We start from the raw sequence: 14,535 nt of genomic DNA on the forward strand, positions 1-14,535 counted from the left end.
TTTCATAAATACTAGTTTTTCTTTTTACATTCATACATAGGAGTGAATCAAATGGAGAAGACGTTTTTGATGGTCAAACCGGATGGAGTGCAAAGAAATTTAATCGGCAAGATTGTGGAGCGCTTTGAAAGTAAAGGATTCCAGCTTGTTGGTGCAAAATTAATGGTTGTGTCGCAAGACCTTGCCAAGCAGCATTACCAAGAGCATGTGGACAAGCCATTTTTTATGGAGCTCGTTGATTTTATTACATCAGGACCAGTATTCGCAATGGTATGGTCTGGTGAAGATGTAGTGACAAAGGCGAGGGCCATGATGGGCAAAACGAATCCGTTGGATGCGGCCCCTGGCACAATTCGAGGAGACTTTGGTGTAGTAATGAGAAAAAACGTCATTCATGGCTCTGATAGTGTGGATAGCGCTGCTAGAGAAATCGGTTTATTTTTTAAGGAAGAAGAATTAGTAGAGTATAATAAGTTAAGCAATACATGGGTCTATTAATCCAGTAATAACTGTCCTTTAAGGCGAAAAGCTTCACATTAACAATTGTGAGGCTAGCTTTAAAGGACAGTTTTTTTAATTTCTAACAAGTATGAATGTGGGCACAATCCAAATAATAGGAATACGCGTAATAGGCGATATTTGCCTTTCAATCATAAACACACCTAAATTATTACCCCATTTTCAAGAAATATCGTTTATACTAATAAAAAGAAAATTAATAGCAGCAGGATGCGAGGTTTAACTATGGAAAAAGACTACCAAGAGTTCATCAAAAATTTTCATCAAGTATCAGGCATCGATTTATCTTTGTATAAGGAAGCACAAATGAAAAGAAGATTGACGTCCCTTTACGAAAAAAGAGGATATCGTTCCTTTAAGGAATACTCGATGGCAATCGGCAAAAATAAGGAGCTTCTTGAGGAATTGCTGGACCGCATGACGATTAATGTGTCAGAATTTTACCGTAATTTCAGAAGGTGGGAAATACTGGAAAATAAAATATTGCCAAACCTGATAAAAACCAGTGCTAATCTAAAGGTTTGGAGTGCTGCTTGTTCAACGGGCGAGGAGCCTTATACGCTTTCCATGATTCTGTCAAACCATCTGCGTCCGTCCAACTTTCAGATAAAAGCAACTGATATCGACATAAATGCTATTGAAAGAGCAAAGGTAGGTCTTTATGTGGAGCGTTCATTAAATGAGGTTCCAGCAGTACAAAAGCAAAAGCATTTTAGTCAGTCGGGGAGTATGTTTAAAATTAGTGATGAAATAAAAAGGCCTGTTACCTTTAAGCAGCAGAACCTATTGTCAGATCCATTCCAAGGGCCTTTTGATTTAATAGTCTGCCGCAATGTTATGATATATTTTACAGAAGAAGCAAAGGATATTTTATATCAAAAGTTTGCGAATGCTTTAAGACCAGGCGGAATATTTTTTGTTGGCAGTACAGAGCAAATTTTTAATCCTGGCAAGTACGGATTAGAAACAGAGGATACTTTTTTCTATAAAAAGATGTAAAATTTAAGTTTTTTATAGCTTTCAAGGATTTTTTACTATCCATATTCGCAAACGTATGATATATTGAAACATATTTCCTTTAAAGCGTTGAAGGGAGAAAGGATTTTGATATGAGATATTTAACTTCAGGGGAATCACATGGTCCAAAACTAATTACAATTATAGAAGGTCTGCCAGCAGGTATGCCATTAACTGCTGAGGACATTAACGAACAGCTTGCTAGAAGACAAAAAGGGCATGGCCGAGGCAGAAGAATGCAGATTGAAACAGATACTGCTGAAATCGGTGGCGGAATTCGACACGGCCAGACACTTGGCTCACCAGTGTCGCTTATTGTTGAAAATAACGACTGGAAGCACTGGACAAAAGTCATGGGTCAAGGACCGATTGATGAAGAGGAATCAAGTGAAATTAAACGGAAGATTTCCCGTCCAAGACCAGGTCATGCTGACTTGAACGGTGCCATTAAGTATGGACACCGCGACATGCGCAACGTACTAGAAAGATCTTCAGCAAGAGAAACGACAGTTAGGGTTGCCGCAGGTGCTGCAGCAAAGAAATTATTGTCCTTATTAGGAATCAAGATTGCTTCACATGTCTTGGAAATAGGCGGAGTGAAAGCGGACATACAAGAATATCCTTCCATTGATAAAATCATTGAGCTAACGGAGCAGTCTCCTGTCAGATGCTTAGATCCTGTTGCAGAGAAAAAAATGATGCAAGCTATTGATGATGCGAAGACAAATGGAGATTCCATCGGTGGAATCGTAGAGGTTATCGCAGAAGGCATGCCTGTTGGTGTTGGCAGCTATGTTCATTATGACAGAAAGCTTGATGCGAAGCTTGCAGGTGCGATTATGAGTATTAATGCATTCAAAGGAGTCGAAATTGGTATCGGCTTTGAAGCGGCAAGCAAGCCTGGAAGCGAAGTACATGATGAAATCATTTGGGACAGCATTCATGGCTACACCCGCAAAACGAATCGCTTAGGCGGCTTTGAAGGCGGAATGACAACAGGTATGCCTGTTATTGTTAAGGGTGTTATGAAGCCGATTCCGACGCTTTACAAGCCATTAAACAGTGTTGATATTGAAACAAAGGAACCTTTTGCAGCAAGCATTGAGCGCTCAGACAGCTGTGCTGTTCCAGCAGCAGCAGTTGTTGCAGAAAGTGCTGTTGCATGGGAATTGGCAAGTGCAATCGTTGATCAGTTTTATTCTGACCGTTTTGAAGGCTTGCTTGAAAATGTGGAAAAGCATCGTCAATATGCGAGGGAATTTTAATGAAGACAGTTCAAGTTGATGCAGGCTCTAAATCGTATCCTGTTTTTATCGGCGATAACACAGTCACACAATTAAATGGATTTATACAAACCCATTTACCTGAATGCACAAAGGTGCTTATTATAACAGACGAGACAGTTGCAGCGCTCCATTTACAAGCACTGCAGCGGGAGATAACAGGATTTCCTGTTGTTTCCCATATCGTTCCTGCAGGAGAACACGCAAAAACATTTGATGTGTTTTACAGCTGCCAAAGCTTTGCACTTGAAGAAAAGCTGGATAGAAAATCACTAATCATCGCTTTAGGCGGAGGGGCTGTCGGTGACCTTGCCGGTTTTGTCGCATCCTCCTATATGCGTGGCATTCCGTTTATTCAGGTGCCAACAACCATTCTTGCACATGATAGTGCAGTTGGCGGGAAAGTAGCCATCAACCATCCGCTCGGCAAAAACATGATTGGTGCTTTTTATCAGCCAGAGGCGGTATTTTACGAGACTAGTTTTCTTCGTACATTGCCTGCGCTTGAGCTCCGAAGCGGATTCGGTGAAGTAATAAAGCATGCCTTGATAAGTGATAAAGACTTTTATGAATCATTGCTAAATGAGATTGATGAGCTCGAGAAAGTACCAGAAAAGACATGGGCAGTGCTATTGGAAAAGGGGATTCTTGTCAAAAGCAAAATCGTTGCCAAGGATGAAAAGGAAGCAAATGTCCGTGCATTTCTTAACTTTGGCCATACACTCGGCCATGCGATTGAAGCGGAAATGGGCTATGGGAATATGTCGCATGGTGAAGCAGTTGTTATCGGCATGTTGTTTGCATTGCGCCTAAGCAAAAAGAAGCTTCAGCTTGATTTCTCCATCAACAACCTTGAAGCTTGGCTGCAATCATTGGGATATGAGACAAAGGTTCCAGCACATTTAAAGGTAGATGCCCTGATTGATAGAATGAAACAGGATAAGAAATCTGTAAGTGGAACAATCCACTTTGTCCTGCTTGATGCCATTGGCAATCCGGTTATCGTTAAAATGGATGAACAAGAATTGATGGAAGAACTACATATTTTCAAGGGAGAATAGAGCATGATTAGAGGAGTAAGGGGAGCAATCACGGTTGAAGTAGATGAAGAAACGGTGATTTTGGATGCAGCAGAGAGGCTTGTAAAGGAAATGATAGGAAAGAATGCAATCATAGCGGACGATGTTGCGTCTGTATTCGTTTCTGTAACAGATGACTTAACTTCTGCCTTTCCTGCCAAAGTGATTCGCCTTCAAGAGGGATGGACTTATGTTCCTGTCATGTGCATGAAGGAAATTGATGTGCCGAATTCATTGCAAAAGTGCATCCGCATTATGATACATGTTAATACGAATACGGCTCAAAAGGATATTAATCATATATATTTAGAAAGAGCGATCCAATTAAGACCAGATCTTAAGCAAGAGAATTAATACATTATAGAGGTGAATGTTGATGAAATGGAAAGAGCAGTTATTAGGGCTTCATGCATATCAGCCTGGTAGAACGATTGATGAAGTGAAACGTGAATTTAATCTAGAAAAAATTGTTAAGCTTGCTTCGAATGAAAATCCTTTCGGCAGCTCACCGCATGTTACAGAGGAACTAAAAAAAGTAGATGGTTCTTTTGCTTTATATCCAGATGGCTATGCAACAAACCTGCGCCATGCACTAGCTGAGTTCCTTCAAGTGTCTCCTAGTGAGCTTGTGTTGGGAAATGGCTCTGATGATCTTATTCTCATGATTTCAAGGGCATTGTTGGCACCAGGTAGAAATACAGTTATGGCAAGCCATACATTTGGTCAATACAAGCATAATGCAATAGTGGATGGAGCAGAAGTAAGAGAAGTTCCATTGACTGAAAAGGGTGAACATAACCTGCCTGCAATGCTCGAAGTAATGGATGAAAATACAAGCGTCGTTTGGGTATGCAGTCCTAATAACCCAACTGGAACTTACAATTCAGAGTCGTCATTAGTCGAATTTTTGAAGCAGGTTCCAGAGGATGTGCTTGTCGTTTTAGACGAAGCTTACTATGAATATGTGGTAGCAGAAGATTACTATGATGCATTAGAGCTAGTTAAACAGTTCCATAACTTGATTGTGTTAAGAACATTCTCAAAAATCTATGGTCTTGCAGCGTTCCGTGTTGGATATGGAGTTGCTTCAGAAAGCTTAATCCAAACATTAGAACCGATTCGTGAGCCTTTTAATGTTAATACTTTAGGGCAAATTGCTACACAAGCTGCCATTTCGGATCAGGACTTTGTGAAAAGCTGTTCTATTAAAAACCGCGAAGGCCTTACACAGCTGTATTCTTTCTGTGAGGAACACGGGTTAACATATTTTCCTTCTCAAACAAATTTCATTTTAATTGATTTTAAAGTGGATGGAAATGAAGTATTTCAATACTTAATGAAACATGGATATATCGTGCGTTCTGGTGTGCCGCTAGGTTTCCCGACATCTGTCCGCATTACCATTGGTTCAAAAGAAGAGAACGAAGGTCTGCTTAATGTTCTTACCACGTTCTTGCAAGAGAAAGCAGCAGCCATATAATTTTAGCGAAAAGAGAAGGCGGTGATAGGATGAATGGTCGCGTCTTCGTTATCGGATTGGGACTTATTGGAGGATCATTAGCACTATCCATAAAAAACAATCATCCGCATTGTACGATCATTGGGTTTGATATAGCCGAAAAAAATAAAAAGCTTGGTAAAATGCTTGGCGTCATTGATGATTGTGTAGATACACTGGAGGATGGGGCAGAAGAGGCTGATTTAATCATTATCGCAACACCAGTCAGACAAGCGGAAATGATGATTGAAAAATTGGCGCAGATGCCATTGAAAAACGATGTTCTTGTGACTGATGTTGGAAGCACAAAAGGAAAAGTCGTCGAAAAATCACGTCTTCTTCAAGAAAAAGGCATTACCTTTATTGGAGGCCATCCAATGGCAGGCTCACACAAAAGCGGTGTGTCTGCCTCCAAAGCACTTTTGTTTGAAAATGCCTTTTATTTGCTGACACCAGAGGAAACGGTTGATAAGAATTCTGTGCAATTATTAATGAACTGGTTATCTGGTACAAGAGCGAAGTTTTTAGTAGTATCTCCTGAAGAACATGATTTGTTGACAGGAGTAATCAGTCATTTGCCACATATTGTTGCAGCATCTCTTGTCCACCAAGCAGACGATGTTGCAAAATCAAACGAGCTTGTTACAAGGCTTGCAGCAGGTGGTTTTAGAGATATAACGAGAATTGCTTCAAGCAGTCCAGCGATGTGGCGTGACATATTATTGCATAATAAAACAGTTCTTCTTGAGCTTCTCGACAAATGGACGAAGGAAATGGAGAAGGTCAAAACACTGATCAAGACAGAAGAGGCTGATGAGATATTTGATTATTTTCAAGTAGCGAAAAATGTCAGAGATGAACTTCCGCAAAATCAAAAAGGTGCAATTCCGGCATTTTATGATTTATATGTAGATGTACCTGACTATCCAGGAATCATTTCAGAGGTTACAGGATTTCTGGCGAAGGAAAATATAAGTATTACCAATATCCGTATCATTGAAACAAGAGAAGAGATATATGGTGTACTTGTAATCAGCTTTCAGACGGAAGAGGATCGAAAAAGGGCGCAAGCTTGTATTGCTGCGTATTCCACTTACGAAACCTCAATCGGATAAAGACTTGTATGGATTAGGTGATAAAAATGGATCGAAAACAGTTGAAGCGTGCATCAGGACCATTGACAGGCGAAATTGCAATACCGGGCGATAAATCTATTTCCCACCGCTCTGTCATGTTCGGCGCAATTGCAGAGGGTAAAACGACAGTAACTAATTTCTTAATGGGCGAGGATTGTTTAAGTACAATCTCTTGCTTCCAAAAGCTCGGCGTCAGCATTCAGCATGACAATGAGAAGGTTATTATTGAGGGTAAAGGACTTGATGGTCTTCAAGAACCAATGGAATTGCTGGATGTCGGCAATTCAGGCACAACCATCCGACTTATGTCAGGTATTCTTGCAGGCAGAGATTTTCACAGCACATTAGCAGGTGATAGCTCTATTGCTAAAAGACCGATGACAAGAGTTGTAGGTCCTTTAAGAGAGATGGGTGCGAAAATCGATGGAAGAAGCAATGGTGAATTTACACCTATATCCATTCGTGGAAATTCGTTAAAGGCAATCTCTTATAAGCTTCCTGTTGCAAGTGCACAGGTGAAGTCTTCTATTCTATTTGCAGGACTGCAGGCAGAAGGAACAACAACTGTCATAGAGCCGGTATCCACGAGAGATCATACGGAAAGAATGATCAAAAGATTCGGTGGCAATATTAATGTTGATGGGAAAAGTATTCATATTACAGGCGGCCAGCGTTTAACAGCGGCAGATATTCATGTACCTGGAGACATTTCCTCTGCGGCATTCTTCCTTGTTGCAGCAAGCATTGTTCCTGATAGCTCTGTAATATTAAAGAATGTTGGCCTAAATCCGACCAGAACTGGTATTATGGATGTTCTCACGAATATGGGTGCAAATGTATCCATTTTGGACTCTAATGATGAGTTTGAGCCGACAGGGGATCTTCGCATTGAGGCATCTACTTTAAAAGGCACTACAATTGATGGGGAAATCATTCCACGGTTGATTGATGAAATTCCGATTATCGCACTGCTGGCAACACAAGCAGAAGGAACGACCATCATTAAAGATGCGGAAGAATTGAAAGTGAAGGAAACGAATCGTATTGATACGGTTGTTAATGAATTAAAAAAGCTAGGCGCAAATATTGAAGCAACAGAGGATGGCATGATTATCCATGGTGGTGCGCCACTTAAAGGTGCTGTAGTAGACAGCCATGGAGATCATCGCATTGGCATGATGCTTGCAGTTGCATCGTTAGTTACAGATGGTGCTGTTATTCTTGAGAATGCGGAAGCTATTGCTGTTTCCTATCCTTCCTTCTTTGAACATATGGAAAGTTTGACAAAACAATAAACCAGCACTAAACAGAGTGAAAAACTCTAAGTGCAAATAAACCCCATTTTCGAATGGGGTTTATTACGTATTAAGCAGAAAACGAGATAACATTCACCAAATTAGGCATAAAACAAATAAATTCATCATAGCTTGTCTTAAAAAAGCTTGGTGGTGAAAAAATGGCCTATATTATTGAAAATATAAACATTTTAAAGAAACAGGCTTTAAAGAAAACTTCTATGCTCGTAGACCAAAATCGTATTGATGCGTTAAAGGAAACCTTTTGGAAGGGAATTATGAGAATGGATGGAAGTCCATATATTATGACTCCAACACCTATAGTTTACGACAATCATGTGAAGGAATTGCTGGATCCGAAGCAGCAACGAGACTATATTCAAGAAAACCTTATAAAAAAAGGCTGTACAATGTTCGTTACAGCATGTAATGTCAAAAAGGAAAGGGAGCTTTTAGGCGAGCTGAATAAGACAAAAAACAGGCTGTTGAATTGTGCAGTCGATTATGTTATATGTATTAAAATCCCTCTGAAAATCCTTACAACAAGTCTTATCAGAACCTGTAAAAAAGAAAAGATTCCTGCTATAATCATTGAAATAAATAATTCGAATGATTTATATAAGGTGCCATGGGGCTGGATTAAGGAAGCAATCTTTCCATTTAATTGTCCACTTATCCCTGAATTTTTAATGAGTGATGAGGAAGAACGAAAAAAAGCACAAATAGCATGGGCAGCAATTATGCGTGATACTAATATACCTTCTGTCAAAAAAGAATTAGCGGAATGTGATATCATTCCATATGAGGCACTCATTAAAATGGGCATTTACCCTTTTAAAGGCAATATTTATCAAAGCGGAGAAGTGACCTATAATCTTTATGAGAAAAGCCGTACAATCATAAATATTGATGAAAAGGAATTATTTCATTATCATTATAATAGAATCCTTGTCACTTACCATAAAGGCAAATGTATAAGAGCTGGCGAGAAAGTGTTCTATCATCCGGGATTTGGGGAGCAGATGGAAATAAAAGTACCTTCCTTCTTTAGCGCAGGAGGAGTTTAGAAAGGATACAAGATGGAAAAAGTAAACGAAATACTATCATTATTAGAGAATGGTCAACAAGCAAAAGCTTTATCATATTATGAGGAAATACTTAATCAAGGCTCGAATGAAGAACGATTCGTGTTAGGGGAGGAATTGTTCCAGCTTGGTTTTCTTGAGGAAGCTAAAGCATTATTCCAAATTTTATTGGAGGCATACCCAGAAGAAGGAGAGCTTTTGGTTATGCTTGCAGAAGCAGAGATGGAAATTGGCAATGAGGAAGAGGCCATTTCACAGCTGGAAAAAATTAACCCGGAAGATGCTAGCTATCCACAAAGCCTTCTTCTATTAGCAGATTTATATCAAATGGACGGGCTTTATGAGGTGAGTGAGCAAAAGCTTCTTCAAGCAAAAAAACTCCTTCCAAATGAAGTTATCATTGATTTTGCATTAGGAGAGCTCTATTCTGAGCAAGGCAGGATTACAGATGCCATTAAAGCATACAAAGTCGTTGCCGCAGAGCAGTCAACAGTTGCCGGTGTTAATGTTAACGGAAGAATTGCCGACAATTTAAGTGCAGGTGGAGCCTTCGAGGAAGCAATCCAATTTTACGAGCTTGCGATTGAAGAAAAAGTGGAGATCAATACAGTGTTTAACTTAGGCTTGACAGCATTGCAAGCAGGACAGCTGACTATTGCCATCAATCGTTTTGAGGAAGTAAAAACATTAGATCCATCCTTCCAATCTCTATACCTATATCTTGCTAGAAGCTATGAGCAAGAGGAAATGCTGCAAGAAGCATATGAAACAGTACTTGAAGGCTTAAAGCATGATGAGTTCAATAAAGAACTGTTTTTGCTTGGCGGAAAACTGGCGCTGAAAAACGGCATAGAGGAAGGAGCCGAAAAGCATTTTAGAGAAGCATTGGCAATCGACCCAGAATTTGCTGAAGCGGTGTTGCTGTTAAACAAATTGTTTTTGACACAGGAACGCTTCGAGGATATTATCGAGCTAATAGAACTAATGGATTCTCAAGATATAGAGGAGCCGCAATTATTATGGGATGCTGCAAAAGCCTATCAAGGAAATGAAAATTATTCAGTGGCATTAAACAAATACCAAGAAGCATATACTTTCTTTAAAGAACTCCCAGACTTTTTATACGATTACGGATATTTTCTTTTGGAAGAAGGAAAAAGACAGGAAGCTGCAGAAGTGTTTAATAGCCTTTTAGAAAAAGATCCGAGCAATGAAGAATTTATCGAAATCGTTCAGCGTTTAACTAGCGGCCAGTAAACATTTAGCCTTTTGCAGCAAGAAAGATTATGGTGTTAATACAAAAAAATGGTTGCAAGCAGAGGAGGGAAACAAACATGAAAACCCCTGTATCTGTCAACGAAAAAAAAGACTTCATTCGTTGGTTTCTGAATCACTATCAATTAAAAAGAAGAGAATGTGTTTGGATTTTAAATTATTTGATGAGTCATGATCAGCTTATGGAAAAGGTGCATTTTGTTGAAAATGCAGAAAAGTGCCCAAGGGGATTGGTCATGTCCACACATTGTGTTGATGAAGTCCCGTTTCGCTTTTATAAGGAAAATGTCATGACGACAGATGCGGAAAAGTCCTTTCATGATATTCGCTTAAACAGAGATGAAGACATCTATATCCAACTGAATTTTTATGGTTCCAATAAGGCGCATCAGTATGCTGCCGTGCTTGTGGAAAATCCTTTCATGCCAAAAAATTTGCATATTAGTGAAAAAGACCGATTCATTGCAGAGCAATTTCTTGTTGCCAGCATAGAAAAGTTCCAAAAGGAAAAGCTGCTGGAGCTAATAGACGAGGCGCTTGATAATGGAGACGAACATGCATTTCGGGAGCTGACGGATCGTCTGAAGCAATTACAAAGCACTGAGAGCTAAAAACAAATACAATTAAAGCAGTCTGGCTAAGCGATATATCGTTTGCCAGACTGCTTTTTTGTTCTGTCCTATATAAAAAGACCAAAAACAAATGGAAACTTTTTATGCTATTATAAAAGAAAATAATAATATAAAGGAGGTGGCTGCCTGCATGAATTGGTTACGGTTTATATTAGGAAATCGGTCATTTATTTGGCTGCTGCTTATCGTAAACTTACTTGGGACAATCTATGGCTATTACTGGTATAGATTTCAATTGGCGGAAACGCCGGACATTTTCTTATTATTTGTCCCAGACAGTCCTACCGCAAGCCTGTTTTTTGTGATCGTTTTAATCGCATTTCTCTTCAAACGGAACACGCCTTTATTTGAGGCATTAGCACTCCTTACACTATTCAAATATGGTGTTTGGGCAGTTGTTATGAATTTCCTCGTTTTTGCTAAGACAGGCACTGTAGAGATAGAATCGCTTATGTTAATTGTTTCTCACGGTGCGATGGCCATACAAGGGCTTTTATACATACCATATTACCGAATAAAATGGGTGCATGTTAGCATTGCAGCTATATGGACATTACATAATGATGTTATTGATTATGTATTTGATATGATGCCAAATTACAGCATTCTCAACGAGTCTATGGACCAAATCGGTTATTTCACATTTTGGCTGAGCATTTTAAGCATTGCTATTTGTTTTTATGCAGCTAAAAGAAAAAACACGTTAACGATTTCTTAAACAAGCAAGTCAAATCCAAAATTTTTTAGTCTATCCTTGTCCGTCCTGACATACATTTTTAATAGTATATCGGGGAGGGACAAGTATGAAGAAGGCTAAATTGGTTGTGTTATTAATGTTATTAATCCTGCTTAAGCCTATTTCTATATCTGTTTATGCAGACCAAGATTCGCCTATAGACGAGTTAGATACATTATCAGATGAAGCACTGCAGTTGGTAAAATCAGAAAGATACGATGATGCAAAAAAAATCCTTGATTATTTTTCTAACCAATTCAGTATAGTGAAGCAGCAAAAGCGGACATTTACAATGGATGAGCTCCAAATCCTCACAGGTGCCCGTGATGAAGCAGTTGAGGTAATCACAAGCCCGTCTGCTGATACGAACGAGCGGATTAACTCTGCGATCAAGTTCAGATTAGCAGTTGATGCAGTTTCAAGCGGCCAGCAGCCTCTGTGGACGCAAATGGAAGAGCAAGTGATGGCATCCTACAGGGAAATGAAGGATGCTGCCATAAACCAAAACAAAGTGGAATATGAAGCGAAATTAAATTCCTTCCTGACGCTTTACCAAATTATAAACCCAAGCTTGAAGCTGGATGTGACAACAGCGCAATTTCAAAAATTAAATACACTTGTGGATTTCCTCGATACATACCGCCTTCAAGTCTTCACAAAAGCTGAGACAAAAGAGCTGGACGAGTTAGAAGCAGAGCTTGAGGACGTATTTAATCAAGTGTATGAAGATGAAGCAGATCCGTCCCTTTGGTGGGTAATTATTTCAACTGGAAGCATCATTATCCTTACATTATCCTATGTAGGTTGGAGAAAATATTTAGGAGATAAGGAAGAAAAGAGAAGAAGACATAAAAGGCCATAACATTTGACTCTAAGTTTCTCCCTGCTTAAAATAATAACTACTAACTAAAAGATATGGGGGAAAAGCATGTTTATTATATACTTCATCATCATACTCATCATTCCTCTATGGGCACAAATGAGGGTAAGTGGGGCATACAAGAAATATTCGAAAGTAGCTGCTTCTTCTAATATGACTGGAAGAGAAGTCGCCAGAAGAATTTTGGATTCCAACGGATTATATGATGTATCTATTGAAGAAACGAGAGGCGTTCTGTCTGACCACTACGACCCACGGTCAAAGGTAGTTCGTTTGTCTACAAATAACTATCATGGGCATTCTGTTGCCGCTTGTGCAATCGCGGCACATGAAGTTGGCCATGCCATTCAAGACCAGCAAGAATATGCTTTCCTCCGTTTCCGGCATGCATTGGTTCCGGTTGCCAATATCGGCAGCAATTTTTCGTGGATACTTATATTAATTGGAATGCTGCTAGGTGCAAGTAATTTTGTTTTATTAGGAATTATTTTTATGGCAGCAGCCGTACTGTTCCAATTTGTAACACTTCCAGTCGAGTTTAACGCATCAAATCGAGCAATGGATGAAGTAGTCGCATTAGGAATAATTCGTAATGATGAGGAAAAAGAAACGAAAAAAGTCCTAAATGCAGCAGCCCTTACCTATGTTGCTGCAGCAGCAGTAGCCATACTCGAATTGCTGCGACTAATTATGATTTATACAGGAATGCAAAGAAACGACTAGTCTATGGAATAATATCCATAGACTTTTTTTTTCAGTATTTATTTCCATAAGCGAAAGGTAGTTGTATAATTATAGCTGATTTTATATTTAGTGTTCTTATTACATAAAGAAAAGAAAGAAGGGTTAATTTGCAGGCTGAACGAGCATTACCTACTAACCAACCGATAACGGTCTATCGTATTCTGTTTGCGATAAGCCTAGGTCATTTTATCAATGATTGCATGCAATCAGTAGTACCGGCATTGTTCCCGATTATTGGGCCTACGATGAACTTGAATTATACAGAAATCGGTTGGATTGCCTTTACACTCAACATCACCTCCTCTATCATGCAGCCAGTTTTTGGCGTGCTGGCAGACAAAAAGCCGCTTCCTTATTTTTTGCCGATCGCAATGTTTTCAAGTTTGCTTGGCATGCTTGGCCTAGCACTGGCACCTAATTTCATAAGCGTGCTAGTTTCTGTCCTGTTTATCGGATTTGGGTCAGCTATTTTCCATCCGGAAGGGTCAAGAGTAGCCTACATGGCAGCAGGAAGCAAACGAGGCTTGGCACAAAGCATATATCAGGTCGGAGGCAATGGCGGCCAATCACTTGCCCCTTTATTTACAGCCTTTATCTTTATAGGAACAGGCCAATTTGGAACAATCTGGTTCACACTGCTTGCAGCAGCAGGTATGTTTGTATTGTTTTTCGTGTCAAACTGGTATAAACAAGAGCTTCTTGTCAAAGTACCGGCAGCAAAAAAGACACAAGCACCAACAGAGAAACGCATGCTGAACAAGGAAATCATCCTAGCCATTTGCTTATTAATCTTTTTAGTGTTTGCAAGGAGCTGGTATGGTGCTGGGATTAATAACTTTTTCCATTTTTATATGATTGAGAAATTTCACAGCAGCATTAAGCATGCACAAATATATGTTTTCTTATTTATGCTTGCAGGTGTTGTAGGCACATTCTTTGGCGGACCGCTGGCAGACAGATTTGGCAAACGCACGATTCTGCTTTTTTCCTTAATTGGCGCAGCTCCGTTTGCATTAATGCTGCCACATGTTCCTCAATGGCTCATTGCACCGCTACTTGTGCTTATCGGCTTTATTCTCCAATCAAGCTTTAGTGTAACCGTCGTCTATGCTCAAGAGCTGCTTCCAGGTATGATTGGACTTGTATCAGGACTAATTGTCGGCCTAGCGTTTGGGATGGGAGCATTAGGAGCTGTTATTTTTGGAGTAATTGGCGATTTATACAGTCTGCAGACAATCATGGTATTTTGCAGTGTGCTTCCTATTTTAGGAATACTTACGGTATTACTTCCAAGCGATGCAAAGGTTAGAGAAATTCATCAACGAACATAAAAAAAGAAGGGGGATGGTAATCCTC

General features: G+C 39.6%; 15 protein-coding genes. All 15 read left to right on the plus strand.

Annotated features, from left to right (window positions below; genetic code table 11):
- The first annotated feature begins 51 nt into the window (after positions 1-51).
- The 15 genes from ndk (at position 52) to EM808_RS07875 (ending at position 14,510) form a co-directional block, all read left to right on the plus strand.
- Positions 52-498, plus strand: coding sequence for a nucleoside-diphosphate kinase (gene ndk, locus EM808_RS07805; RefSeq protein ID WP_127737614.1), 447 nt, complete (start codon positions 52-54; stop codon positions 496-498).
- A gap of 246 nt (positions 499-744) precedes the next feature.
- Positions 745-1,518 (plus strand): CheR family methyltransferase, encoded by a 774-nt coding sequence (locus EM808_RS07810; RefSeq protein ID WP_127737615.1) that lies wholly within the window; start codon positions 745-747, stop codon positions 1,516-1,518.
- A gap of 110 nt (positions 1,519-1,628) precedes the next feature.
- On the plus strand, positions 1,629-2,801 hold the full coding sequence (gene aroC / locus EM808_RS07815) for a chorismate synthase (RefSeq protein ID WP_127737616.1): 1,173 nt from the start codon (positions 1,629-1,631) through the stop codon (positions 2,799-2,801).
- Positions 2,801-3,880 carry a 3-dehydroquinate synthase gene (aroB, locus tag EM808_RS07820; RefSeq protein ID WP_127737617.1) on the plus strand — a complete coding sequence of 360 codons (1,080 nt, stop codon included), beginning with the start codon at positions 2,801-2,803 and terminating at the stop codon, positions 3,878-3,880. Before aroC ends, aroB begins: the two co-directional genes overlap by 1 nt.
- A gap of 3 nt (positions 3,881-3,883) precedes the next feature.
- Positions 3,884-4,252 (plus strand): chorismate mutase, encoded by a 369-nt coding sequence (gene aroH / locus EM808_RS07825; protein WP_127737618.1) that lies wholly within the window; start codon positions 3,884-3,886, stop codon positions 4,250-4,252.
- Between the two features lie 22 nt (positions 4,253-4,274).
- Entirely contained in the window at positions 4,275-5,378 is a 1,104-nt protein-coding gene (gene hisC / locus EM808_RS07830; RefSeq protein ID WP_127737619.1) for a histidinol-phosphate transaminase, read from the plus strand.
- A gap of 29 nt (positions 5,379-5,407) precedes the next feature.
- Positions 5,408-6,511 (plus strand): prephenate dehydrogenase, encoded by a 1,104-nt coding sequence (locus EM808_RS07835; protein WP_127737620.1) that lies wholly within the window; start codon positions 5,408-5,410, stop codon positions 6,509-6,511.
- Positions 6,512-6,537: 26 nt separating this feature from the next.
- A complete protein-coding gene (gene aroA, locus EM808_RS07840; protein WP_127737621.1) occupies positions 6,538-7,827 on the plus strand; it encodes a 3-phosphoshikimate 1-carboxyvinyltransferase in 1,290 nt (429 codons plus the stop codon).
- A gap of 161 nt (positions 7,828-7,988) precedes the next feature.
- Positions 7,989-8,894, plus strand: coding sequence for a hypothetical protein (locus EM808_RS07845; protein WP_127737622.1), 906 nt, complete (start codon positions 7,989-7,991; stop codon positions 8,892-8,894).
- 12 nt (positions 8,895-8,906) lie between these two features.
- Positions 8,907-10,169, plus strand: coding sequence for a tetratricopeptide repeat protein (locus EM808_RS07850; RefSeq protein ID WP_127737623.1), 1,263 nt, complete (start codon positions 8,907-8,909; stop codon positions 10,167-10,169).
- A 77-nt stretch (positions 10,170-10,246) separates the two neighbouring features.
- Entirely contained in the window at positions 10,247-10,798 is a 552-nt protein-coding gene (locus EM808_RS07855) for a ReoY family proteolytic degradation factor (RefSeq protein ID WP_127737624.1), read from the plus strand.
- Positions 10,799-10,949: 151 nt separating this feature from the next.
- Positions 10,950-11,537 (plus strand): lipoprotein heptaprenylglyceryl N-acetyltransferase LhaT, encoded by a 588-nt coding sequence (gene lhaT, locus EM808_RS07860; RefSeq protein WP_127737625.1) that lies wholly within the window; start codon positions 10,950-10,952, stop codon positions 11,535-11,537.
- 85 nt (positions 11,538-11,622) lie between these two features.
- Positions 11,623-12,417 carry a sporulation protein YpjB gene (ypjB, locus tag EM808_RS07865; protein WP_127737626.1) on the plus strand — a complete coding sequence of 265 codons (795 nt, stop codon included), beginning with the start codon at positions 11,623-11,625 and terminating at the stop codon, positions 12,415-12,417.
- A 66-nt stretch (positions 12,418-12,483) separates the two neighbouring features.
- Positions 12,484-13,158 (plus strand): zinc metallopeptidase, encoded by a 675-nt coding sequence (locus EM808_RS07870; RefSeq protein WP_127737627.1) that lies wholly within the window; start codon positions 12,484-12,486, stop codon positions 13,156-13,158.
- A gap of 128 nt (positions 13,159-13,286) precedes the next feature.
- Entirely contained in the window at positions 13,287-14,510 is a 1,224-nt protein-coding gene (locus EM808_RS07875) for an MFS transporter (RefSeq protein ID WP_225314675.1), read from the plus strand.
- Positions 14,511-14,535: the final 25 nt, after the last annotated feature.

The organism is Niallia taxi, assembly GCF_004005475.1.
GTDB classification, from domain to species: domain Bacteria; phylum Bacillota; class Bacilli; order Bacillales; family Cytobacillaceae; genus Niallia; species Niallia taxi.